We start from the raw sequence: 23,279 nt of genomic DNA on the forward strand, positions 1-23,279 counted from the left end.
CATAAAAGAATAACAATGTATCATTATTTTATGTACCTTTGTGCCATTATCAATTAATAAATTTTTTAACCTGAAAAGAAAATGAGACTGAAACAACTACTTTTAGTAGCTTTTTTCTTTGTTGCAGGAATTGCATCGGCTCAACAACTGGGGCCTATTCCCGTCAACAAGAACGTTCGTCAGGGAAAGCTCAGCAATGGTCTGACCTATTACCTGCTGCACAACGAATGGCCGGAAAACGTTGTAAACTTCTACATTGCACAGCGTGTCGGCTCCATTCAGGAGAATGATGACCAGCGCGGTCTGGCCCATTTCCTTGAGCACATGGCGTTCAACGGATCGGAGCACTTCCCCGATTCCACCCTGTTGGAGTTCACCCGTTCCATCGGTGTTGAGTTCGGAAGCAATCTGAATGCCTTTACTTCCATCGACCGCACGGTTTACCGCATCAGCGACGTGCCCACAACCCGTCAGTCGGCACTTGACTCCTGTCTGCTCATTCTGAAGGACTGGTCGAACGGCCTGACCCTTGAAGACAAGGAAATCGATAAGGAGCGCGGTGTGATTCATCAGGAATGGCAGATGGGACAGAGTCCTGTCATGCGCATTTACGACCGTGTTCTGCCGAAGTTCTATCCCGGATCGAAGTACGGCGAGCGTCTGCCTATCGGCCTGATGAGCATTGTAGACAACTTCAAGTATCAGGTTCTGCGCGACTATTATAAGAAATGGTATCGCCCGGACAACCAGTGCATCATCATCGTTGGCGACATTGACGTAGACCATTTTGAAAGTGAGATTAAGAGATTGTGGAACGGTGTAACTGTCCCTGCAAATGCCGCACAGGTCGTTGCCGAGCAGGTGCCCGACACGAAAGACCCTATCTACGTCGTAGACAAGGATAAGGAAATGCAGTACAGCTCCATCGGCATCGCCATGAAGCACGACGCGATACCTCACGAGGACAAGACCGACATCAGCTACCTGATTGACTCTTATGCCAAGCAGATGATTTCGATGATGCTCAACCAGCGTTACAGCGAGTTGGCACAGAAGGCCGACTGTCCCTTCACGCGTGCTTACGGCTACGACGGCAACTTTATCCTCTCCAATACCAAGGATGCCTTCCAGTTGGGTGGCAGTGCCAAGGAGGGCAAAGACCTTGAGGCATTTGCCGCTATCTACCGCGAGGCTCTGCGTGCCCGTCAGTATGGCTTCACCCCGGGCGAGTTCGAGCGCATGAAGGCCGAGTTCCTCTCCCAGTTGGAGTCGCAGTATACCAACCGCAACAAGATTCGCAACGCCCAGTATGGCGACGAGCTGACCGACTATTATCTTGACAACGAGCCTATTCCCGGAAAGGAAGAGGAGTATCAGATTATGAAGTCGCTCATTGAAATGCCGGCTCTTAACGTCGACGTTATTAATATGTACGCTAAGGAACTCATCTCCGACAAGGACAGCAACTTCGTTGCCTACATCTTCGCTCAGGAGAAGCCGGGCAAGGTTTATCCTACAGAGGCAAGCATGGCAAAGACCATCAACGCCGTGCGCGCGGAGAAGATAGAGCCTTATGTGGACAATGTGAAGAACGAACCGCTTCTTGATGAGACCAAGCTCCCGAAGGCCGGAAAGATTACCGGTGAGAAGGAGAACAAGCAGTTCGGCTATAAGGAACTCACCTTAAGCAATGGCGCACGTGTCATTCTCAAGAAGACCGACTTCAAGGACAACGAAGTTCAGTTCCAAGCTATGGCCAAGGGAGGCAGCGGCTCCTATGGAAAGGCAGACTACAGCAATCTCGCTCTCTTCGACGCTGTGATTGGTTCAAGTGGTCTGGGCAACTTCTCCAATCAGGAACTCACGAAGGCTCTCTATGGCAAACAGGCAGGCATAAACGTTGGTCTGGGCGGTTACTATCAGTATCTGAGCGGATATTGCGTACCGAAGGACATAGAGACGATGCTTCAGCTCGCCTATCTCAACTTCACAAGCGTAAGCAAGGACCAGGAGGCATACAATGCCTTGATGTCTCAACTGGAGTTGGCGTTGAAGAATAAGGACCTCTCTCCCGAGGCCGTATTCAGCGATTCGCTGACCAATACCATCTATGGCCACAACCCACGCCGCGCTCCGCTGACGGTGAACACGCTGAAGGGGCTCAACTACGACCGTATTCTCCAGATTTGGAAGGAGCGTTTCGCCAGTCCGGGCCAGTTCGTTTACTACTTCGTCGGCAACTTCGACGAGGCTGCACTCCGCCCATTGCTCGAGAAGTATATCGCCTGTCTGCCTTCCGGAAAGGCCGAGAACTGGGTAGAGACTCCGGGTCTTGCCAATGGCATCAACGTGAACAAGTTCACCCGCAAGAGCGAGACCCCGAAGGCAATTGCCTTTGAACTCTGGCACCAGCCAATGGCTTACAACGTAGAGAACAGCGTACTCGTTGACGCAGCATCGCAGGTTCTCTCCATGGTTTACCTGAAGGACATCCGCGAGGACAACGGTGCCGCCTACTCCGTAAGCGCATCGGGTGGCCTGTCTCGCCGTGGCGACAAGGCCGTGGCAGCCATTCAGGCTTATTGCCCGATGGACCCGAACAAGGCAGAACTTGCCCTGAAGCTCCTCGTAGAGGGTATGAAGAACAATACCGTCAAGGTAGACGCCGACAAGGTACAGAAGGTTAAGGACTTCATGCTGAAGCAGGCAGATCAGGACTTCAAGACCAACGGACACTGGATGAACGTCATTGACGAATACAACTGGACAGGCGTAGACCTCCACACTGGCTACAAGGCAGCCATAGAGTCTCTGACTCCGGCTAAGATTGCAGCCTTCCTGAAGGGTCTTGTTGCTGCCGGCAACCGCTCGGAAGTAGTGATGACTCCTGCCAAGTAGGACATTTCTTTTCCCTTGTGGGATAAAACCATCGAAGGCCTGTAGCTCAACGGAGCTGCAGGCCTTCTGCGTTCAGCTGTGGCCAAACTTACCTTTATGGTCCTGCTGGGGCAGGGAAAAGCTACGAGGATAAAACTTTTTCTGCTTGTCAGTGTAGTTATTCCGCTGCCAATGCGTCTAATAGACAAAATAATTTTTCAGCGAAGATGAAACCAAAACAAGACGAACAGACCTTTGCGAGGCTCGTCAGAGAGCATAAGAGCACGATATACACCGTCTGCTATATGTTCTCCAAGAACGAAGACGAGGTGAACGACCTCTTTCAGGAGGTGTTGGTGAACCTCTGGAAGGGCCTGCCGGGGTTCAAGGGCGACAGCGACGTGCGGACATGGATATACCGCGTCAGCCTGAACACCTGCATCTCGTGCGACCGCAAAAAGCGAAAGCGCAAGTCGGTACCGCTTTCCATCGACATCAATCCCTTCACCGACAGCGATGAGGACAGCCGGCAGGTGCAGCAGCTCAACCGGCGCATCAGCCAGCTCGGACCTTTCGACCGTGCCATCATCCTGCTGTGGCTCGAGAACATGAGCTACGAGGAGATAGGACAGGTAGTGGGAATCTCTACCAAAAACGTGTCCGTAAGGCTCTATAGAATCAAGGAGAAACTGAAAAACAGCCCGGCCCCCGACCCGGTTTCGGACAGGTAGGGGCGGCATGGCTTTCAGCCGGCAGAACCGGCAGTGCAGTATGCCGGATTATCCCGGGCTTACCCGGATTGTCAGACTAACACAAACAGGACTTTATCAAAGAAAAGAAATAATGAAAAAGCAGAATAACGAATTGGAGGAAATGCGCCAGCAGATGGCCATCCTCAAGGAAAAGCTAAACGCTCAGGAGCTTGTCAGCGACCGCCTGCTGCGCGAGTCGATGCTCGGCAAGATGTCGTTCATGAAGAAATATACGTGGGTTTCCTACTTCCTCTTGGCCTTCGTCTGTGTCGTCTACTACTGGATGTGCAGCGCGCTCCATCTCTCTTGGTGGCTCTACGCCTTTACCTTGGTTATCATGACGGCCGATGTTGCCTGCGACGCATACATCAACCGCTTCAGCAGGGAGCAGTTTATGACGGGCGACCTCTTGGAGACATCGCGCCGGATGGTCTGGATGAAGCAGATGCGCAAGCGCAGCCTGATGGTCAGCCTTCCGATGCTTGCCATCTGGATAGCATGGATGGGGGCAGAGCTATACGCAGGCTGAATGACAGTAGCGACGAATTTGTCAGGGTGATGTGCAGTGGTGCCATTATTGGAGGTATTATCGGAGGTGTCGGCGGCGGAATGGTCGGCCTATACATCTATTGGAAGATGCAGCGCATCAATACGGAAATCATCCGGCAAATAGAGGAGCTGACAGCTGAAGATGGCCAAGGGCAGGAATAGGAAAGCGCGCAACGGCATGGCCGGCGGAACGCTTCAGGCACTTGTTCCGGGCATCGTGGCGAGGATATATCCGGATGTTTATACCGTCGGTACAGCTTTGCCGGCAAGCGTTTGGATGACGGAAAACCAGCCGGTCCGGCATGGCTGCAAGACGGACAAGCCCGTTTCGTAAAACGAAAGTGGCACTTTGACCAAGTCAAAGTGCCACTTTCGCACCGTCAGGAAGCCATTTTCGTTTTGCCTTTGTATAGCCTTGACAGGCAGATAGTTGCAAGTCTGTTTCCCGGGTATGTGTTTTTGCTGTGTTCGCTTTTCTGTTTTCGTTTCGGAAAAGGCGTGTTCTTGCTAAGACAGACTGTGTTTTTCCCGTCCAGAACAACCTGCGTGCTCTTTACGCCCATAAGTCTGTCATCATCTTGCCGTGTCGTCCCAGCAACTTGCCACAGCGGTATTGCGGTGTTTCGTGCCCTGAATAGCCGATGCCGCGTGTGAGGTAGAAGATGCTGTCCCTGCGAATCAAGTCCAAGGCCGCCAGTGTGCTGTCGCTCATTTCGGGCTTGCCGGTAATGCGGCCGTGGCGGCAGGCCGTCAGGAAGAAGCCTGCTAAGAGGAGGCAGAGAGCCTTTGCTATGTTATTCATATTCCAAATCAATTGCGTGGACTCGCAGTTTTCGTGCCAACGCTTTCACTTCCCTGCGGTGCCGGACGAACGCCCCGTTGTCCGTGAGCGGGTAGATGGCTCGCTCGGGACTGCCCCATGAGTCGCCCCAAGGGTCGGCATTTTTCAGTCCGCTGCTGTAAACGACAATGGCATCCCACTGCTCGTAAACCTTGATGGAGTCGGCATTGGCCATCCGCAGCTTGCTCACGCGGTGTTCCAATAGTCCTTCTCGTTTATAGACGGCAATGACAGGAGGGTTGAAAAAGCCATCATATTGTTGCCGGACGAGATAGTCGCCGTCGTCGCAGAAGTAGGTCGGTGGAAGGAGTATGTCGCCGCCGATAGCCGTCAGGAGGATGCAGCCGCCCCATACAGCGAGGAAGAAGAAAGCCGAACAGACCCTTGCCATCACCCTCCACTCGCTATGGCGTGCCGAGACGAAGACTGCAACGGGCGACAGCAGCATGGCCCATACAGCCAAATAGCCCAGTCCCCAGCGTAGATGGTCTTCTTCGGGTATGGCAAAAAGCAGAAGGGCGCAGAGGGCTATGCTCGCTAAAAGCACTGACAGCGACACCTTGAACGGGTTTTCATAGCATGCCCGTATTGCCGTTTTTATATGTTCAATCAGCGTTTTCGGCATCTTTCTTCTCTAAAAACAAAACAGCAGGACTCCCATTGTGGGAATCCTGCCGCTATGATGCTTTGTTCCCTCTCTCCAAGGGAGGCACATTCTTACTTCTTCAAGCCCTTGACCAGTTCCTGAGTATCGCGTGCAATGACAATCTCCTCGTCGGTCGGGACGAGCACGACCTTCACCTTCGAGTCGTCGGCAGAGATGACTTTCTCCTCGCCGCGGCAGTGGTTGCGCTCTGCATCCATCTTGATGCCGAGGTATTCCATGTCCGAGCAGGAGTCCATACGTACACCCTCTTGGTTCTCGCCCACGCCGGCGGTGAAGACAATGATGTCCACTCCGTTCATGGCTGCAGCGTAAGCACCGATGTATTTCTTTATTCTGTAGTTGTACATCTCCAGTGCCAGATGGGCCTGTGCGTTGCCCTCGTTGTCTGCATTCTCTATTTCGCGCATGTCGGAGCTGATGCCCGTGATGCCGAGCACGCCGCTCTCCTTGTTCAGGAAGTCTGCCATCTCCTGCGGTTTCTTGCCGAGTTTCTCCATCAGATAGGTAACTGCGGACGGGTCAATGTCGCCGGAGCGGGACCCCATCATCAGTCCGGCGAGCGGAGTGAGGCCCATCGACGTATCGACAACCTTGCCATACTTCACCGCTGCTACCGATGCACCGTTGCCAATGTGGCAGGTAATGATCTTCTGTGTCTTGATGTCGACGCCCAGCATGTCGCAAACGCGCTGCGAAACGTAGCGGTGGCTCGTTCCGTGGAAGCCGTAGCGGCGGACGTGGTACTTCTTGTAGAGTTCGTAGGGAACTGCGTACAGATAGGCGTAGGGGGGCATTGTGCTGTGGAAAGCATTGTCGAAGACCGTTACCTGCGGTGTGTCCGGCATCAGTTCGTCCACGGCGCGAAGTCCGCGGAGGTGTCCTGCGTTGTGGACAGGGGCGAGGTCGATGAGGCTTTCGATACCTTTCTCCACCTCTTCGGTTACTATGCAGCTCTTCTCGAAGAGGTCTCCGCCCTGCACGATGCGGTGTCCGACGGCGTCAATCTCGTCAAGGCTCTTCAGCGCACCTATTTCCGGGTCGAGCAACACCTTGAATACGAGTGCCACACCTTCCTTGTGGGTGGGCAGTTCTGCCATAATCTGTCGCTTCTCTCCGTTGTTCAGCTTCACCTTGATGAAAGCCTCGTCAAGTCCGATGCGCTCTACGCCACCCTGAGCCAGTACCGACTCGTCTGCCATATCGTACAATTTGTACTTGATGGAACTGCTGCCGCAGTTCAATACCAAAATCTTCATATTGTTTTGTTTGGGAGTTGAAGGAGTAAAGGGAGTTCAGGAAGTCAGGGGCAACAGCTCTGTCGCTTGTCTTTCCATCCTTGGTCATTCTCCCGTCGCCTCCAGTCTCTGTTATTGTTTTATTGGAATGGATGTATCAGCAGCTTTCCCCCTTGTGTCTTTTACGCTCCCCTCTGTCGGGGAAGGGGGCGGGGGAGAGGCCGTTTTTAATTATTCTTTGCGTCCTGTGCCTGACATGCCGTGATGGCTACCATATAATAGATGTCGTCTACGGAGCAGCCGCGCGACAAATCGTTTACAGGGCGTGCGATGCCTTGGAGAATCGGGCCGATGGCCGTTGCGCCGCCGAGACGCTGAACGAGCTTGTAGCCGATGTTGCCTACCTCCAGATTGGGGACGATGAGGACGTTTGCCTTGCCGGCAATGCCGGATTCGGGAGCTTTCTTTGCGGCCACGGCAGGGTCGAGTGCGGCATCTGCCTGCAACTCTCCGTCCACCTTAAGGTCTGGGTACTTCTCCTTGGCTATCTTGGTAGCCTCAACCACCTTGTCTATGATATAGACGCTCTTGCCCGTCTCCTTGTCCTTGGCATCCTTGGCAGACCCCTTGGTAGAGAAGCTCAGCATTGCCACGTGGGGATTTTGGAATCCTGCCACGCTGCGCGCGGTGGCGGCGGTGGTGTAGGCAATCTGTGCGAGCTGGTCGGCGGTTGGATTCGGGGTAACCGCCACGTCGCCCATGACGACGATGCCGTTCTCGCCGTACTGCTGTTCGTGTGTCAGGACGAGCATCGCACCGCTCACGCAGGTAACGCCCGGGGCACACTTGATGATTTGCAGAGCCGGACGCAGCGTGTCGCCCGTGGTGGAAAGCGCACCGGAAATCTGTCCGTCGGCCCCCTCGCTCTTGATAATCATGCAGCCGAGGTAGAGGTTATTCTTCGTAACGAGCTCCCGCGCCTGTTCCAGAGTCATGCCCTTCTTCTGCCGGAGTTCCGCGAGCTTGGCGGCATACTCCTCGCTCCGCGGGTTGTTGGCGGGGTCTATGATGGTAGCCTTGCCGATATGGTTCAGCCCCCATTCCTTGGCGAGTCTGTTAATGTTTTCAGGATTGCCTATCAAAATAAGTTCTGCAATGTCGTCGGCTAATACTTTGTCAGCGGCTTTCAGAGTGCGCTCCTCTTCGGCTTCGGGGAGTACGATACGTTGTTTGTCAGCTTTGGCACGTGCAACAATCTGCTCTAATAAATCCATAGTCTTATTTGAATGTTTATATTTGTGTTTCGTACATGCGTTGCAAAGATAGTAAAAACCCACTAAATTGCCAAATCTACATTGCATTTTTCGTCTTTTTGCGGTACGATTTGGCCGATACGGAAAAACTATTTACTTTTGCAACATTGTTGAATGGCCGGGACGGCTGAACGATTCCGCGGTGAAGGATTCGCCCTGCGGACAGATTCGCCACCGTCGGAGGAGCGGCCGGCAGTCGACACCGAAGAGCTGAAACAGCGGCCAAGCCCGGACGGAGATACGAAAGCGGCACTTTCGCATGGTCAAAGTGGCACTTTCACCATGTCAAAGCGGCACTTTCGCAAGATGGAAGGTAAACCATTGTCTGTCAAAGTCTTACAGATGGCAGTGCCGCGCCCCTGTTCCCGGCCTTTCAGTACGCTCAAATCAGTTTGTCAATCCAACACGAAAATGATAAAATTCCACGACGTCAAGACCACCGACCGCGAACTCATACAGAGCTATACCCTCTGCGGCGACCGTCAGAACTGCGACCTCAGCATTGCCAACATCATCTCTTGGCGATTCCTATACAATACTCAGATTGCCGAAGTAGACGGCTTTCTCGTCTTCCGTTTCTACATGGGGCACCACCTTGCCTACATGGCCCCCGTATGGAAGTGCCGTTGGGACGAGTCGATGCGCGAGTCGTTTGCAGCCATTGTCCGCCAGATGAGAGACGACGCCATAGCTCTTGGGCACCCCTTCCTGATGCTTGGCGTATGCAGCAACATGGTGGAGATACTCGAAACCACCTTTCCCGGCACCTTCGACATAAGGCCCGACCGCGACCATTTCGACTATATCTACACGCGGGAGAAGCTCGCCACGCTGTCGGGCAAGAAGCTGCAGGGGAAGCGCAACCACTGCAACAAGTTCCGGAAGCTCTATCCCGACTATGAGTACAAGCCGCTGACGAAGGACATGATACCCGAATGTCTTGCCGTAGAAGCCAATTGGCGCAAAGCCTCGAAGGACGACACGGAGAGTGCCGAGGACCTTTCGGAAGAGCTGCGCTCCATGACCCGTATCTTCGATATGTGGGACGAGATAGGCACGATAGGCGGTACGATATGGGTCGGCGGCAAGATAGTCGCCTTCACCTTCGGATGTCCGATTACCAATACCGTCTTCGACGTCTGCGTAGAAAAGGCAGATACCGGCTACGAAGGGGCGTTCTCCATCATCAATCAGGAGTTTGCGCGCCATCTGCCCGAACAGTATGAGTATATGAACAGGGAGGAAGACCTCGGCATAGAAGGCCTGCGCTATGCGAAATTGTCGTACAGGCCCGACATTCTTTTGGAGAAAAACGTAGTCATGGAGAGGTATCCGCTTGCGCAATTCGAGAACCAAGACCGCATCAGGCAGGAGACGCGCGACCTCTGGCGCGACACTTTCCACGACCCGGAGGAGTTCATCGACCTCTACTTCTCGCGTGTGTTCCGTCCCGAATGGAACGTCGTCTGCCAGTTCGGCCGCCACACCGTGGCCGCCCTCCAGACCATTCCGCATCAGCTGAAGTACTACGACGCGCAGGCACTGACCGCCTACATCAGCGGAGTAAGCGTCCGCGAGGAATACCGCAAGCAGGAGATAGGCAGCAATCTCATGTCGCAGGCGCACTTCCGGCTTTACCATAAGGAGGCGGTCTTCGCCGTCCTGATACCTGCCGAAGAATGGCTCTGCGACTGGTACGGCCGCTGCGGCTACGTGCGCCGTATCACCTGCGTGGCTCCGCCTGCCGGCGTGGACGACTGGGACTTCTCCGCCTACGACCAGTGGCAGCAGTCGCGTCCCGCCATCCTGCTGCACAGCGAGGGCGGATTCGAGGTCATCAAGGAAGACTTCCGCATTGCCCGTTCGCTCAATCCGGCCGTGCAGCGGCCCACCGAAGCCGTCCCGGGCATGATACGCGTAGTCAATGCCGGGAAGGCTCTGCAACTCTATGCCTCCCGGATCCCGCGCTGACGGAGAACCTGCGTGTCTACAACGACTCGGACATCCCGATGAACAACATCTATTTCCATATAGAGGACGGACACGTCAGCCACACCAACCATCCGCTTCCGCATACCCGGACGCTGACCATCAACGAACTGGCCGACTACATCTTCGCAGATGACAGCCTCGAAATGACCCTGATGCTCAATTAGAACAGGGAAGGTTTCCTGCCGGCTCTGTGTTTCTGCATGGTATGAACTGCTGGCTGATAACCCGGCGGAAGTACATTCTTTGTCGCAAAGTTGCTCAGTTGAGGGCAAATTGCTATATTTGCAGGTGGAAGCCGGGGCGGTTTTCGTCCGTCTTTTGGCTTATACCTTTATGAGAACTAATCGATAATGGAAAAGATACAAGCTGTTATAAATGCAGATGGCAGCTATACTTGCGAGGTCAACATAAGCATGGAGGAATGGAAGGCTGTTCTTTCCGCTACCCAAATTACTCCGAAAGCAAAGGAGGCTTTGTTGGCTTTCTATGCCATGCCCGACTATAAGGCATCGTGCATGGAAGTTAGTCGGGCGGTTTATGGAGACGATAAGCACTATCGGAACATCAATGCAGCGGTAGTGCAGTTCGGCCGTGCCGCACGGTCTATCCTCAATCGGATTGAGATTGTAGGCGAAGGGGCTGCGTGGCTTTTCCCGATGGATGGGGGAAAAAGGTCGATAATCTGTTTGTATGGCAGATGCGGCCGGAGCTTGCGGCTGCTGTCAAAGCCTCGCTCGTGTCGAACAAGACAGCCTTGGCGTCTGCCCTGAATGGCTATAAGGCTTACTTCCCGTCTCATTGGGAACTTGAACGATACAAGTGGGAGGCTGTCAGGAACTTTCAAGAGGAGTGGAATATTGATGCAGCTGACTTCTCGGCAATGTTGGAAAAGGCATTTTCAAAGGTGAAAAACCTGCTTAATGCGGCACGTTTCTATCCTTTGGGGACGATAAAAGCTTTTGCTAAAGTGGCTCCCGAGGATGTTCGGGCGATGTTCCGACGGCTTTACGATGAAGAGAAGAGCCTCTTTGAAAGGATAGGCATCTTTCAGAGTGAAGCGGAAAGGCTGCGGTCGACATACAATGATGGCACGTGGAAAAGCCATTACCAGAACAATAACAGCATCAGTGTGTATCTGTGGCTTCGCTATCCCGACAAATACTACATCTATAAGAGTACGGAATACAAGAAGGTTGCATCACTTCTAAGCAACGTATATAAGCCAAAACGGTCGTCATCTCCCTTGCAGGTGGTGTTAGGCTGCCTGTTTTACGATGCCGTCTGCGAGGAATTGCAGAAAGATGCGGAGCTTTTGGCTCTCGTAAAGGCGACAATTGATGGAGAATCACTGCCACTTTATGCCGATCCTGAGCTGAGAACGCTCACTGTAGACTTCGGTTTCTATATCAGCAGATATTATGATGACGACACGAAACAACAATCCATAACCAACGAAACGACAAAGACCATGGATAGAATAGACAAATATATTGACCTCCTCAAGGCCAACCACAACCTTATCTTTACCGGTGCGCCCGGCACAGGAAAGACTTTCACGGCCAAGGAAATGGCAAATCGGATGGGCGGAGTGTGCAAACAGGTGCAGTTTCACCCCTCGTATGACTATACAGATTTCGTGGAAGACTGCGTCCTACGACTTTTGGGCAGTCCAATGGAGCTGTTGCTTTCGCCGGGAAGATGGAATCTTTAAGGAGTTTTGCAAGAAGGCCCTTCTGAACTCAGAGATACAAGATAGTGGAGACATCTTTTCCGAACTGAATGATAGCCCGAAAATTTGGAAGGTTTCGCTTGAAGGGACAGGAGATAATCCCACACGTACAGATTGTTTGGACAATGGACATATCCGTATAGGATGGGGGCAGTACGGCGATGTGGAAGACTTCAATGACTATGAAGACTACTCGGATGGAGGGAAAGCGATTCTTAAAGCGTTCCAGACAGGCATGCAGATTGGCGACCTTGTCGTTTCCTGCTACTCAGCCAAGGAGACCGATGCGATTGGGATTATCACTGGCGATTACGAATATCGTAAAGAAGGTGGAGCATACCCTCGATACCGTACTGTAAAATGGTTGGTAAAGAACATCAGGTACGATATAAGAGAGCTGAATGACAATCGGATGTTGACACTCTCAACAGTGTATAGGCTTTATTGGAACATACAGGATGTTATTAAAGTTGTACGTTCTTTACTTCCAGCTCCGACTACTTTGGCCCATAACCAACCCAAACCCTACGTCTTTATCATTGACGAAATCAACCGCGGAGAGATTTCCAAGATATTCGGAGAACTCTTTTTCTCTATCGAACCCAGCTATCGCGGCGAGAAGGAACGGGTACAGACGCAGTACCAAAGCCTGATAGAGGAGGGTGATGTCTTCAAGGATGGCTTCTTCATTCCCGAGAATGTGTATATCATAGGTACGATGAACAACATAGACCGAAGCGTAGAAAGCATGGACTTTGCCATGCGCCGACGCTTTGTCTGGCAGGAAATCACAGCAGCGGAGAGTGCCGACAATATGGGCATCTCGGGCGAAAACCGCGAGCGGATGGACCGGCTGAACAAGGCGATAGCCGATACTGACGGACTTGGAAAGGACTATCAGATAGGTGGGGCGCAGTTCCTGAAAGTGGAAGAGGGGAGGATGACGCACGAGGAACTGTGGAGACTGAACCTCCAAAGTCTGATGAAGGAGTATCTGCGTGGGTTGCCCAATGCCGGGGAAAACTTCCGGCAATTGGAGAAAGTCTATATGGGAAAGGACGAAAGCGAGGCGGATGATGTCGAGACTGACCACGACTGACAACAATCAAGGAAAGCTGCCGATAGGCGATGAGGCTGACCTCCGAAACCTGAAACGCTTTGCCGGCAGGACGATAGGGAAACTCACTGGCGACGAGTTTCCTCATCTGCTTGTGTTTCCGCGCGACCTTGCCGGGGGCGATGACCGTATTGGGCAGGACTGCATCTATACATTGGGCGGCAAAGCGCAGGCAGTTCGTCTGATTACGGGGAACATTGTAGGCTTCGTAGGAGTCAATGACACGCAGCTGACTATCCGCTCCCGTTTCGGGAATCCAGAACAGGAAGACTTCTTTCTCCATTATATGCTGGGAAAAGTCTTTTCTGTCAATCTCTTTGATTTGAAGCATACGACCAGCCGGCAGTCTTCTTTCGACTTCCTGCTCTATCTTTTTCCACGTCTTTTACAGCAGGCTTTGCGTTTGGGACTCTACAAGGAGTATCGGACAAAGCAGCATAACGATGCAGGCGTGAAGGGCGTTATAGACCTTAGAAGACACATTCAGAAGAACATTCCCTTTGCCGGTCGCGTTGCCTATAACGCCAAGGAGCTTAGTTACGACAACCGTATCACGCAGCTGTTGCGCCATACGATAGAGCTGCTGCGACGCCATCAGGTGGGCAACCGGCTGCTCCGCGTATCGTCAGAGATGGAACATGCGGTGGAAATGGTCGTGACGGCTACGCCTACTTACCATGCAAGAGAGGTGCAACGAGTGGTTTCCGACAACGTGCTGCATCCTTTCCGGCATCCTTGCTTCGTTTCCTATCAGCCGTTGCAGCGGCTTTGTATTCAGATTTTGCAGCACGAGAAACTCAAATATGGTCAGGAGCACGATAAAATCTATGGTATCCTCTTCGATGCAGCGTGGCTTTGGGAAGAGTATCTCAATACGCTGCTGCACCCGTTAGGCTTCCGCCATCCAAAGAACAGGACAGGCAGGGGAGGCATAACCCTCTTTGAGAATCCGACAGTCACGGACGATGAAATCGTGGAATCCCGTTCCCGTTATCGTCGTTATCCCGATTTTCTGCGTCCGGGCTACGTGTTTGACGCCAAGTACAAGCATCTTGAAAGTGGCCGGATAGCCCGGGACGATATGCACCAAATCATTTCCTATATGTATGTAGAGCAGGCTTTCCGGGGTGGTTTTGTCTATCCGCATCCGCAAGCGACCTTTTCCGTCCGTCTTGGCAGGCTTCGTGGCTATGGCGGAGTGGTGGATAACATCGGCTTGCATATTCCTCCTGTCGGTAGATACGTTGATTTTGTCCGGGCAATGGAGGTGGAGGAAAAGCGTTTAACCGCATTGTTTGATTAGCGTATATTGTTTTTTCTCTCTGCGTCCCCATTCCTCCGGCGAATCATTTTTCTCCCTTCCGTTTCCCGGAAATATCCGATTAAAGTAATAACCTTGCACACATGACGGCATTTCATCCCTTTTCCGACCTCTCCGTTGCTCCTTCCGAACTGGAGGAGTTGCGGCCGAGACTGTTCAACAATCCCTTCTGCTACGAGCCAGACGGGCTGTGCCGATTGGCTGCCCGGCAGCTTCAGGCTACGTTGCCGGCAACCTCGGAAGGCAAGATGTACGGGGTGATGGTCGTGGAGGCCGATGGCGTGCTCGGATACTTGCAGGCCTATTCGGGGCAGATGGATGTTCCGTCCGACGATTTCGTTCCTCCTGTCTTCGACTACCTTGCGCCCGGCGGCCATTTCAAGACGCACGAGGCCGAGATAAGCCTTGTCAACGAACGGATAGCGGCACTTTCGCACTCCGAGCGTTGCCAGTCGGCCCGTCGTCGGCTTGCCTCCGTCCGCAGGGAAGCCGAGGTGGAAATAGAAAAGAAGCGGAGCATTGTTGCGGCTGCCAAGCTGCTGCGCGACCAGCGGCGCAGGGAGGCGTTCCTCTCCGAGGCGGAAAAAGAGGAGCTGACGCGCCAGAGCCAGTTTCTGAAGGCGGAGCTGCACCGCACGAAAACCGCCTTCGCCCGACAGATTCGGGATGCCGAGGAAGCCGTGGAGGCTGTCGAGGCCGAGATAACGGCGCTGAAGCTGCTGCGCAAGCGGAAGTCGGACAGCCTGCAACGCTGGCTCTTTGCGCAGTTTGTCCTTCTCAACGCCCGTGGAGAGCAGAAAAGCCTGCTCGATATATTCCGCGGATATTATCTCCGCAACAGTCCTGCCCGGCAGCGTGCGGCAGCGGTTTCGGCATTGCGGCCTGAAATCTTTGCCAGCCAGTCTCCCGACAGCCTTCTCCCTCCCTCGGGGGCAGGCGAATGTTGCGAGCCTAAGCTCCTGCAATACGCCTTTTCCCACGGTTTCCGTCCTGTCTCGATGGCCATGTTCTGGTGGGGCAGACCCCCGAAGACGGAAATCCGGCAGCACGGCCAGTTCTATCCGGCCTGCAACGGGAAGTGCAAGCCCATTCTCGAATGGATGCTGCAAGGGGTGGACTGGGCCGGGGAGGAAGCCGGGGAGAGCAGTTGCCGTCAACTGGAAATACTCTACGAGGACGACTATCTCGCTGTGGTCAACAAGCCGTCGGGCATGTTGAGTGTCCCGGGACGCAGCCGCCGCGAGTCGGTCTATACCATCATGCAGGAGCGTTGGCCCGATGCCGGCGGCCCGATTATCGTTCACCGGCTCGACATGGCGACGAGCGGACTGCTCGTTGTGGCACGGACGAAGTCGGTTCACCGGCAGTTGCAGGCACAGTTCAGGGCACGCACCGTCCGCAAACGCTATACCGCCCTCCTGCCCGTATCGCTCCTCGGCAGCCGGATACCCTCCTCGGGAACCATTTCCCTGCCCTTGCGCCCCGACCCGGCCGACCGTCCCCGTCAGGTGGTAGACCCCGAACGGGGCAAGCCTGCCATCACACATTATACAATCAAGGGGCGTGTTCCCCTCCCTGACCCACGCGTCCCGGAAGCCGTGTGCGTGGAACTCCGTCCGCTGACGGGACGCACCCATCAGCTGCGCGTCCATTGTGCGCATCCCGACGGCCTGTCTGCGCCCATCTTGGGCGATACCCTTTACGGGACGCGTGCCGCCCGTCTGTATCTCCATGCCGGGTATCTGGAGTTTGTGCATCCCGTCAGCGGCAAGACCATGCGGATGTCCTCGCCTGCCGATACCGAATTTTTCTCCGAGCCGTCTAATCCCATTGCATGATTTTTTCCGGAAGACTGACGTCCTGTTTCTTCCGTTGTCAACAGACAGACTTTCCTGCATGAACTGATGATTTCCGCCCCTTGGCGGCAACAGGCTGTTGGGGCGAAAAGTCCGCATCGGGACAGCCGTAAAACGAAAGTACCGTTTCCGTTCAGCGAAAGTGCCGTTTTCACCATGCGAAAACGGCACTTTGACCATGCGAAAGCGGCACTTTCGCCTTGCCGCCATTCCGGGCTGGGTTTCCGGGGCCGGGCATGGAGGAATCCCGGCAGGCAGAACCGCCCTGCGTGGGATGCCGTGCCCGCCTGCCGGCATCGCCGTGAGGGCATGGCGGATGCCGGGTTTTCGTTGTGGGCTTTGCCCTTGTCGGTCAAGCATGTCTGTCGATTTTGATAAGATATTGTGAAATAATCGGTCTGACGGTGCGGCTGTCCGTTTCCGTGAAAGGCAGGCAGATGCCGTCCGATAGTTTCTTGCTCGCCTTTTCGTCCCATTTCTTTTGTCGTTTCTGTTATTTGCAGTAACTTTGCAGCACATAAATAACAATCAAGCAGTATGGAAGAAAAGAAATTCAAGCGCACCACCGTAACGGCGGCCCTGCCCTATGCCAACGGCGGTGTGCATATAGGTCATCTTGCCGGAGTGTATGTTCCGGCCGACATCTACGTTCGCTACCTCCGGCTGAAGAAGCGCGAGGTAGTGTTCATCGGCGGCAGCGACGAGCACGGAGTGCCCATTACCCTCCGCGCCAAGAAGGAAGGCATCACGCCGCAGGACGTCTGCGACCGCTACCACAAGATGATTAAGGACTCCTTTGAGGAGTTCGGCATCTCGTTCGACGTGTATAGCCGCACGACGAGCGAGACGCACCACAAGTTTGCCTCCGACTTCTTCCGCAAGCTGTACGACGACGGAAAGCTGACCGAGCAGGTGTCGGAGCAGTATTACGACGAGGAGGCGCACCAGTTTCTTGCCGACCGCTACATCATGGGCGAGTGCCCCCACTGCGGCAACCCCAATGCCTACGGCGACCAGTGCGAGAAGTGCGGCAGCGACCTTTCGCCCATGGAGCTGAAGAATCCCCACTCTACGATTTCGGGTTCACAGCCCGTCATGAAGCAGACCAAGAACTGGTACCTGCCCCTGAACGAGTATCAGGAGTGGCTCAAACAGTGGATTCTCGACGGGCATAAGGAGTGGCGGTCCAACGTCTACGGTCAGTGCAAGAGCTGGCTCGACATGGATTTGCAGCCGCGCGCGATGACCCGCGACCTCGACTGGGGTATTCCCGTACCCGTAAAGGATGCGGAAGGCAAGGTACTTTACGTCTGGTTCGATGCGCCGATTGGCTATATTTCCAACACCAAGGAGATGTGCGAACGCGATCCGGAACGCTTCGGAAACTGGGAGAAGTGGTGGAAAGACCCGGAGACGCGTCTGGTTCACTTCATCGGAAAGGACAATATCGTCTTCCACTGCCTTATCTTCCCCACCATGCTCAAGCCTACGGCGACTATATTCTGCCCGACAACGTGCCGGCAAACGAGTTCCTCAACCTTGAGGACGACAAGATTTCGACGAGCAAGAACTGGGCGGTCTGGCTGCACGAGTACCTGCGCGATTTCGAAGGCAAGCAGGATGTGCTGCGCTATGTGCTCACGGCCAACGCCCCGGAGACCAAGGACAACAACTTCACGTGGAAAGACTTTCAGGAGCGCAACAACTCCGAGCTGGTGGCAATATACGGAAACTTCGTCAACCGCGCGCTGCAACTGACCAAGAAGTATTGGGACGGCGTGGTGCCGGCATGCGGGGAGCTGCAGGAGACCGACCGTCAGGCCATTCAGGAATTCAAGGATGTGAAGACAAAGGTAGAGGCATATCTCGATGCCTTCAAGTTCCGCGAGGCACAGAAGGAGGCCATGAACCTCGCCCGAATCGGAAACAAGTACATCACCGAGTGCGAGCCGTGGAAGGTATGGAAGACCGACCCGAAGCGCGTGGAGACCATTCTCTACATCTCGCTCCAGCTCGTTGCCAACCTCAGTATCGCTTTTGAGCCGTTCCTTCCGTTCAGCAGCAGGAAGCTGCGCGAGCTGATTAACATGACGGACTACGACTGGAGCGAGCTCGGAAGCACCGACCTGCTCGCTGCCGGAAAGCAGCTTGCCGAGCCGGAACTGCTCTTTGAGAAGATTGAGGACGGGGCTATCGAGGCCCAGCTGCAGAAGCTCGCCGACACAAAGAAGGAGAATGAGGCTTCCGGCTACAAGGCTGAACCCGTCAAGGCGGAGATTCCGTTCGACGACTTCGAGAAGCTCGACATACGGGTGGGCCATATTGTCAGGTGCGAGAAGGTGAAGAAGAGCAAGAAGCTCCTTCAGTTCACCATCGACGACGGTTCGGGCAAGGAGCGCACCATCCTCAGCGGAATAGCCGCCTACTACGAGCCGGAACAGCTGACGGGCAAGGATGTCCTTTTCGTAGCGAACTTTGCGCCCCGCAAGATGATGGGCATTGAGAGTCAGGGAATGATTCTCTCTGCTGTCAATTTCGACGGTTCGCTCTCCGTAACAACTACCTTGGGCGAGGTAAAGCCGGGAAGTCAGGTGGGATAATACCCGTCTCAAGCATCGCATCCAGCCGTCCGCAACCATCCTGTCCCTTAAAGAGGAGGGTCTGAATAGTGGGTATGGGGACGGAGAAGATATAAAAAGAAAAGGCAACCAGCACATTCCAAGGAATAGACTGGTTGCTTTTTTCGTCACGGATGCTTGCCAGAGTCCGTGGAAATAGGTATCTTTGCCGTTGCAAGAATATCTTTATCCTTGCAGCAAAGCAAAAAGACATGAAGGCAAATATTCTTATATGGATGTTCTTGTTCGTCTCCGTCAACAATTGCATGGCAGGCGACGGCTGTTCCGTTTCAGCTCCCGGCAGAGAAGACTCCGTAACCGTCAGCGGACGGGTAACCGACTTCAGCGGAAATCCTGTGGACAGTTGCTCGGTTGGATGGATGTCTCCGAGTTTCTCGGGCATCAAGGAGGTGCTGACCAATCAGGACGGCTACTATTCCGCAAGGATAAGGAAAGGAACCTATTATGCCATGACGGCCCTCTATATGCCGTCTTATCCACACGTGGAGAAGCCCTTCCCGGCCGACAAGCAGCGGTTGGAGTTCTGGGCATGGAACTTTGTTGCCGACCGCGACACGACGTTCAACATCCGCTATCACCGCATGGAGGTATATGGTATCAATGCCTTTAATGTGCAGGGTGCCACGCCGACGTTTGTCATCTACGTGCGCCCCATGTCGCTGACACGTAACATTGAGGTTGGGCCGGGGAAGAGCTTGCATGCTTCCGACACGGACAACAGCACGACAGAAGCCCTTGCCCCCGATGCCCAATTGCTGCAATGGGCACCGCCTGCCTCCGAACTGGAAACCAAGGTATGGATAGACGGTGAGCTGGTGAAAGTGCTCTTGAAGCAAGAAATCAAGGAGTATGTCAATGCAAACGAATATTGCAACGCCTATTTGCTGACGGTAAGCATGCCCCGGAAATGGTCTTCCACACCCTATACAACCTTCAATATCCACCTGAAAGACACACGGACGGGCGACGAAGGTGAAGGAGTGTACTATCTGGAACGCCAAAAGTATGTCGGCCGATAGGCACTACTGCGTTGCGGCATCGGCTGCCGCCCTATGCCGACAAGCCCAAACGGCAACCTGTACCATTCGGGAGGAAAACCGCCGGACAGCGTTCTGAAGCCGGCTTCTCCCCCTTATCATTCATTCTCTCATGCAACAAGACTCTCCCATACAGGCACTACAGCGGCAGCGGATGCTGCTCCAGATGGAATATTATGCCGAAAAAGAAACCTTTCGGAAGCAGACCGAGGCCATCGGCATGCGGAGAAAGGTGAAGCGGGGCGACGCATGGTTTCCGCTAAAGGTAGGAAAACGATTCTACAACGGGATGAATCAGCTCTGCGTGGAAGTTTTCCGAACCCGCGACCAAGACATAGAGCACAACTTTGAGTTCGGCCGTCCGCTTCTCTTCTTCAGGCAGGGAGAGGGCGACAAAGCCCCTCTCAGATACTATTCCTTCACTGCCACGGTATCATACGTCGACGGCGACCGCATGGTTGTGGCCGTTCCCGACTCCGCTCCGCTGCCGGAACTGCAAGGCGCGACCGACCCAGTGGGCTGCCAACTCTCTTTCGACGAGACAAGCTACCAGATGATGTTCGACGCGCTCGACCGCGCCATCAAGGCGAAGGGCACGCGGCTGGCTTATCTCCGCGACCTCTTCTATTCGCGGCAAAAGGCCGGCAGGTTTTCCTTCGCTCCCCTGCGCCTCCCGTGGCTGAATCCGACACAGGAAAAGGCGGTCAACGAGGTACTTTGGGCAAAGGACGTAGCCGTCGTACACGGCCCTCCCGGAACGGGAAAGACAACCACTCTCGTCGAGGCAATCAATGAGACGCTGATGCGCGAGAGCCAAGTCTTGGTCTGTGCACAAAGCAATATGGCCGTCGACTGGATTAGCGAGAAGCTCGTCGACCGCGGTATCAACGTGCTGCGCATAGGAAATCCGAGCCGTGTCAACGACAAGATGCTCGCCTTCACCTACGAGCGGAGGTTTGAATCCCACCCCGACTATCCGCAGCTATGGGCCATCCGTAAGGCCGTCCGGCAGCTGCGGAACGGCCGCAGGAACGGGTCGGAAAACTTCCATCAGAAGCTCGACCGGCTCAAGAGCCGCGCCACGGAACTGGAGATACGCATCAATGCCGAGCTGTTTGCCGAAGCGCGCGTCGTTGCCTCCACCCTTGTGGGGTCCAACAGCCGCGTGATGGAGGGGCAGAAGTTTGCCACCCTCTTCATCGACGAGGCGGCACAGGCTTTGGAAGCCGCCTGCTGGATTCCCATCCGCAGGGCGTCGCGCGTCGTTTTTGCCGGAGACCATTGCCAGCTTCCGCCTACGGTGAAGAGCTTTGCCGCCTTGCAGGCAGGATTGGGAAAAACGCTTATGGAGCGCATTGTGGCGAACAAGCCCGAGGTGGTTACGCTCCTGAAGGTGCAGTATCGGATGAATGAAGAAATCATGCGTTTCTCGTCAGACTGGTTCTACCGCGGCGAGGTGGAGAGTGCACCGCAAATCAGATACCGCGGCATACTCGACTACGACCACCCGATGGTCTGGATAGACACGTCGGACGAAGCCGCGGCAGCGCAGGGCATCGCCCGGAGCAGTACCGACACGCCGTCAGGGCACTCTCAGAACACCGTTGAGCAACCTGCCCTCCCGCCGGCCGGAGACGGAAACAAGCCGGGCGCGTCCTCCTTCCACGAGCAGTTTGTGGGCGAGAGCTTCGGGCGCATCAACAAGGGCGAGGCGGAGCTGACGCTGAAGACCCTCGAAGACTATCTGACGAAGATAGGCAGGCAGCGAGTCCTCGACGAGCAGATAGACATAGGCATTATTTCTCCCTACCGCGCACAGGTGCAATACCTCCGCGGTCTCATCAGGAAGCGTGAGTTCTTCAGGCCCTACCGCCGTCTTGTCAGCGTGAATACCGTCGACGGATTCCAAGGACAGGAGCGCGATGTCATTCTTATCTCCCTCGTGCGTGCCAACGAAGACGGGCAGATAGGCTTCCTCCGCGACCTCCGCCGCATGAATGTCGCCATCACGCGTGCCCGGATGAAGCTCATCATTCTGGGCAGTGCGGCCACGATGTCGCGCCATCCGTTCTACAAAAAGCTGTTTGAGTACATACAGGGAATATGCCGCGAGGCCGACTGACCGGCAGACAGGGAGAACCGTTCCGGCTTGTCCGCCTGACGAAAGCGGCACTTTGACCATGCGGACAAGCCCGTTTCGCACGGTCAAAGTGCCGCTTTCGCTGCGTCGTTCCTATCGTGTTGACAATCAGCTGTTTATGTTCGGCCGATTTTTCCTGTTCCTGCGGCTGCATTTCCTGCCGGTTCTGGAGGTCGGAGCGGTGCTGACAGAAAGGGCAGATTTCCCCCTCCCGGGCTGCAAGCGGCAGGCTGTGCATGCCCCTTGACAGCTTGCCGAAACAGCCTTACCTTGGGTGCGCCGCCCTAATTTTTATTAATGCAGCAATGAAAAACGGGGAGAATCCTTTGCATTGTGGAGGATTTGCACTAACTTTGCCGTTATGGAAAATACCCAACCAACAACAGGCATACGCCCGACAGACTATACGATGAACGTCCGTGGACGGTTATTCGACCTCAGCCGTCCCTGCGTGATGGGCATACTCAACGTTACGCCCGACTCTTTCTTTGCCGGCAGCAGAGTGCAGACGGCAGAGGCCATCCGTGCCAGAGCCAATCAGATTATGGCAGAAGGCGGCAGGATTATAGACGTAGGTGCCTGCTCCACGCGTCCGGGCGGCGATGTTGTGGACGAGGAGGAGGAGATGCGGCGGCTTGCCATGGCACTCCCCGTCATCAGGGAGGCGCAGCCCGATGCCGTTATCTCGGTAGACACCTTCCGCGCGTCGGTGGCCCGGAGAACGGTAGAGGAGTTCGGAGCCGACATCATCAACGACGTGGAGGAGGGGAGAGACCCCGCAATGTTCCGCACCGTGGCGGAACTGGGCGTGCCCTATATCCTTATGTCGACGGCAGCCACGCTGGAGGAGATGCTCGCAGGTTTTGCCCGTGAGGTTCAGCAGCTGCGGTCGCTCGGGCAGAAAGACATCATCCTCGACCCGGGCTTCGGCTTCGGCAAAGGCCCCGTAGACGGCAACTATTCCCTCCTTGGCGAGATGGAACGCCTGCACGTCATGGAGCTTCCGCTTCTGGTCGGCATCAGCCGCAAGAGAATGATACACCAGCTGCTCGGCATCACCCCGGAAGAGAGCCTGAACGGCACGACCGTGCTCAACACCATAGCCCTGCTGAAGGGTGCTGCCATCCTGCGCGTACACGATGTCCGTGCAGCGGCAGAGGCAGTGAGGATAGTCGGGAAGATGAGAGACAGCCGGAAGTAGTGTCCCAAGAGGA

General features: G+C 54.7%; 17 protein-coding genes and 2 pseudogenes. 15 read left to right on the plus strand and 4 right to left on the minus strand.

Features of this window, described 5'->3' with window-relative positions:
- The first annotated feature begins 81 nt into the window (after positions 1 to 81).
- The 4 genes from JCM15908_RS00190 to JCM15908_RS14490 all read left to right on the plus strand — a co-directional run bounded on the left by JCM15908_RS00190 (position 82) and on the right by JCM15908_RS14490 (position 4,340).
- Positions 82 to 2,898, plus strand: a complete 2,817-nt coding sequence (locus JCM15908_RS00190) for a M16 family metallopeptidase (RefSeq protein WP_025001806.1) — start codon at positions 82 to 84, stop codon at positions 2,896 to 2,898.
- 206 nt (positions 2,899 to 3,104) lie between these two features.
- Positions 3,105 to 3,608 (plus strand): RNA polymerase sigma factor, encoded by a 504-nt coding sequence (locus JCM15908_RS00195; RefSeq protein ID WP_025001807.1) that lies wholly within the window; start codon positions 3,105 to 3,107, stop codon positions 3,606 to 3,608.
- A gap of 112 nt (positions 3,609 to 3,720) precedes the next feature.
- Positions 3,721 to 4,158: a hypothetical protein gene (locus JCM15908_RS11300; RefSeq protein WP_051530719.1), complete on the plus strand. Its 438-nt coding sequence runs from the start codon at positions 3,721 to 3,723 to the stop codon at positions 4,156 to 4,158.
- On the plus strand, positions 4,128 to 4,340 hold the full coding sequence (locus JCM15908_RS14490) for a hypothetical protein (RefSeq protein ID WP_148295474.1): 213 nt from the start codon (positions 4,128 to 4,130) through the stop codon (positions 4,338 to 4,340). The genes JCM15908_RS11300 and JCM15908_RS14490 overlap by 31 nt, the downstream gene beginning before the upstream one ends.
- Before the next feature lie 391 nt (positions 4,341 to 4,731).
- Here JCM15908_RS14490 and JCM15908_RS00210 read toward each other — a convergent pair whose 3' ends face one another.
- The 4 genes from JCM15908_RS00210 to pta all read right to left on the minus strand — a co-directional run bounded on the left by JCM15908_RS00210 (position 4,732) and on the right by pta (position 8,195).
- Positions 4,732 to 4,980: a hypothetical protein gene (locus JCM15908_RS00210; RefSeq protein WP_025001809.1), complete on the minus strand. Its 249-nt coding sequence runs from the start codon at positions 4,978 to 4,980 to the stop codon at positions 4,732 to 4,734.
- Positions 4,973 to 5,644, minus strand: coding sequence for a hypothetical protein (locus JCM15908_RS00215; RefSeq protein ID WP_025001810.1), 672 nt, complete (start codon positions 5,642 to 5,644; stop codon positions 4,973 to 4,975). Before JCM15908_RS00215 ends, JCM15908_RS00210 begins: the two co-directional genes overlap by 8 nt.
- A 92-nt stretch (positions 5,645 to 5,736) precedes the next feature.
- The gene (locus JCM15908_RS00220) at positions 5,737 to 6,942 is read right to left on the minus strand and encodes an acetate/propionate family kinase (protein WP_025001811.1); all 1,206 of its coding nucleotides are present in this window, start codon (positions 6,940 to 6,942) and stop codon (positions 5,737 to 5,739) included.
- A gap of 206 nt (positions 6,943 to 7,148) precedes the next feature.
- A complete protein-coding gene (gene pta, locus JCM15908_RS00225) occupies positions 7,149 to 8,195 on the minus strand; it encodes a phosphate acetyltransferase (RefSeq protein ID WP_025001812.1) in 1,047 nt (348 codons plus the stop codon).
- A gap of 450 nt (positions 8,196 to 8,645) precedes the next feature.
- Between pta and JCM15908_RS11305 the strand changes: the two are divergent.
- From JCM15908_RS11305 to folP, 11 genes and pseudogenes are all read left to right on the plus strand, one after another.
- Positions 8,646 to 10,390, plus strand: a pseudogene (locus JCM15908_RS11305) (GNAT family N-acetyltransferase).
- 186 nt (positions 10,391 to 10,576) lie between these two features.
- Positions 10,577 to 10,996, plus strand: coding sequence for a hypothetical protein (locus tag JCM15908_RS13950; protein WP_051530720.1), 420 nt, complete (start codon positions 10,577 to 10,579; stop codon positions 10,994 to 10,996).
- Positions 10,963 to 11,937 (plus strand): 5-methylcytosine-specific restriction endonuclease subunit McrB, encoded by a 975-nt coding sequence (locus JCM15908_RS11310; RefSeq protein ID WP_148295475.1) that lies wholly within the window; start codon positions 10,963 to 10,965, stop codon positions 11,935 to 11,937. Before JCM15908_RS13950 ends, JCM15908_RS11310 begins: the two co-directional genes overlap by 34 nt.
- Positions 11,846 to 13,054 (plus strand): DUF8426 domain-containing protein, encoded by a 1,209-nt coding sequence (locus JCM15908_RS00240; protein ID WP_084607791.1) that lies wholly within the window; start codon positions 11,846 to 11,848, stop codon positions 13,052 to 13,054. Before JCM15908_RS11310 ends, JCM15908_RS00240 begins: the two co-directional genes overlap by 92 nt.
- Entirely contained in the window at positions 13,029 to 14,375 is a 1,347-nt protein-coding gene (locus JCM15908_RS00245; protein ID WP_159101283.1) for an McrC family protein, read from the plus strand. The genes JCM15908_RS00240 and JCM15908_RS00245 overlap by 26 nt, the downstream gene beginning before the upstream one ends.
- Before the next feature lie 101 nt (positions 14,376 to 14,476).
- Positions 14,477 to 16,231: an RluA family pseudouridine synthase gene (locus tag JCM15908_RS00250; RefSeq protein WP_025001816.1), complete on the plus strand. Its 1,755-nt coding sequence runs from the start codon at positions 14,477 to 14,479 to the stop codon at positions 16,229 to 16,231.
- A gap of 555 nt (positions 16,232 to 16,786) precedes the next feature.
- Positions 16,787 to 17,937, plus strand: a pseudogene (gene metG / locus JCM15908_RS15535) (methionine--tRNA ligase); the annotation flags it as partial.
- A 153-nt stretch (positions 17,938 to 18,090) separates the two neighbouring features.
- A complete protein-coding gene (metG, locus tag JCM15908_RS15540; protein ID WP_506256106.1) occupies positions 18,091 to 18,849 on the plus strand; it encodes a methionine--tRNA ligase subunit beta in 759 nt (252 codons plus the stop codon).
- Positions 18,850 to 19,079: 230 nt separating this feature from the next.
- The gene (locus tag JCM15908_RS00260; RefSeq protein WP_036892455.1) at positions 19,080 to 19,907 is read left to right on the plus strand and encodes a carboxypeptidase-like regulatory domain-containing protein; all 828 of its coding nucleotides are present in this window, start codon (positions 19,080 to 19,082) and stop codon (positions 19,905 to 19,907) included.
- 130 nt (positions 19,908 to 20,037) lie between these two features.
- A complete protein-coding gene (locus JCM15908_RS00265; protein WP_025001818.1) occupies positions 20,038 to 22,047 on the plus strand; it encodes an AAA domain-containing protein in 2,010 nt (669 codons plus the stop codon).
- A gap of 379 nt (positions 22,048 to 22,426) precedes the next feature.
- Positions 22,427 to 23,266, plus strand: a complete 840-nt coding sequence (folP, locus tag JCM15908_RS00275; RefSeq protein WP_025001820.1) for a dihydropteroate synthase — start codon at positions 22,427 to 22,429, stop codon at positions 23,264 to 23,266.
- The last annotated feature ends 13 nt before the right edge of the window (positions 23,267 to 23,279 follow it).

Source organism: Prevotella dentasini JCM 15908, assembly GCF_000614065.1.
Taxonomy (GTDB): Bacteria; Bacteroidota; Bacteroidia; order Bacteroidales; family Bacteroidaceae; genus Prevotella; species Prevotella dentasini.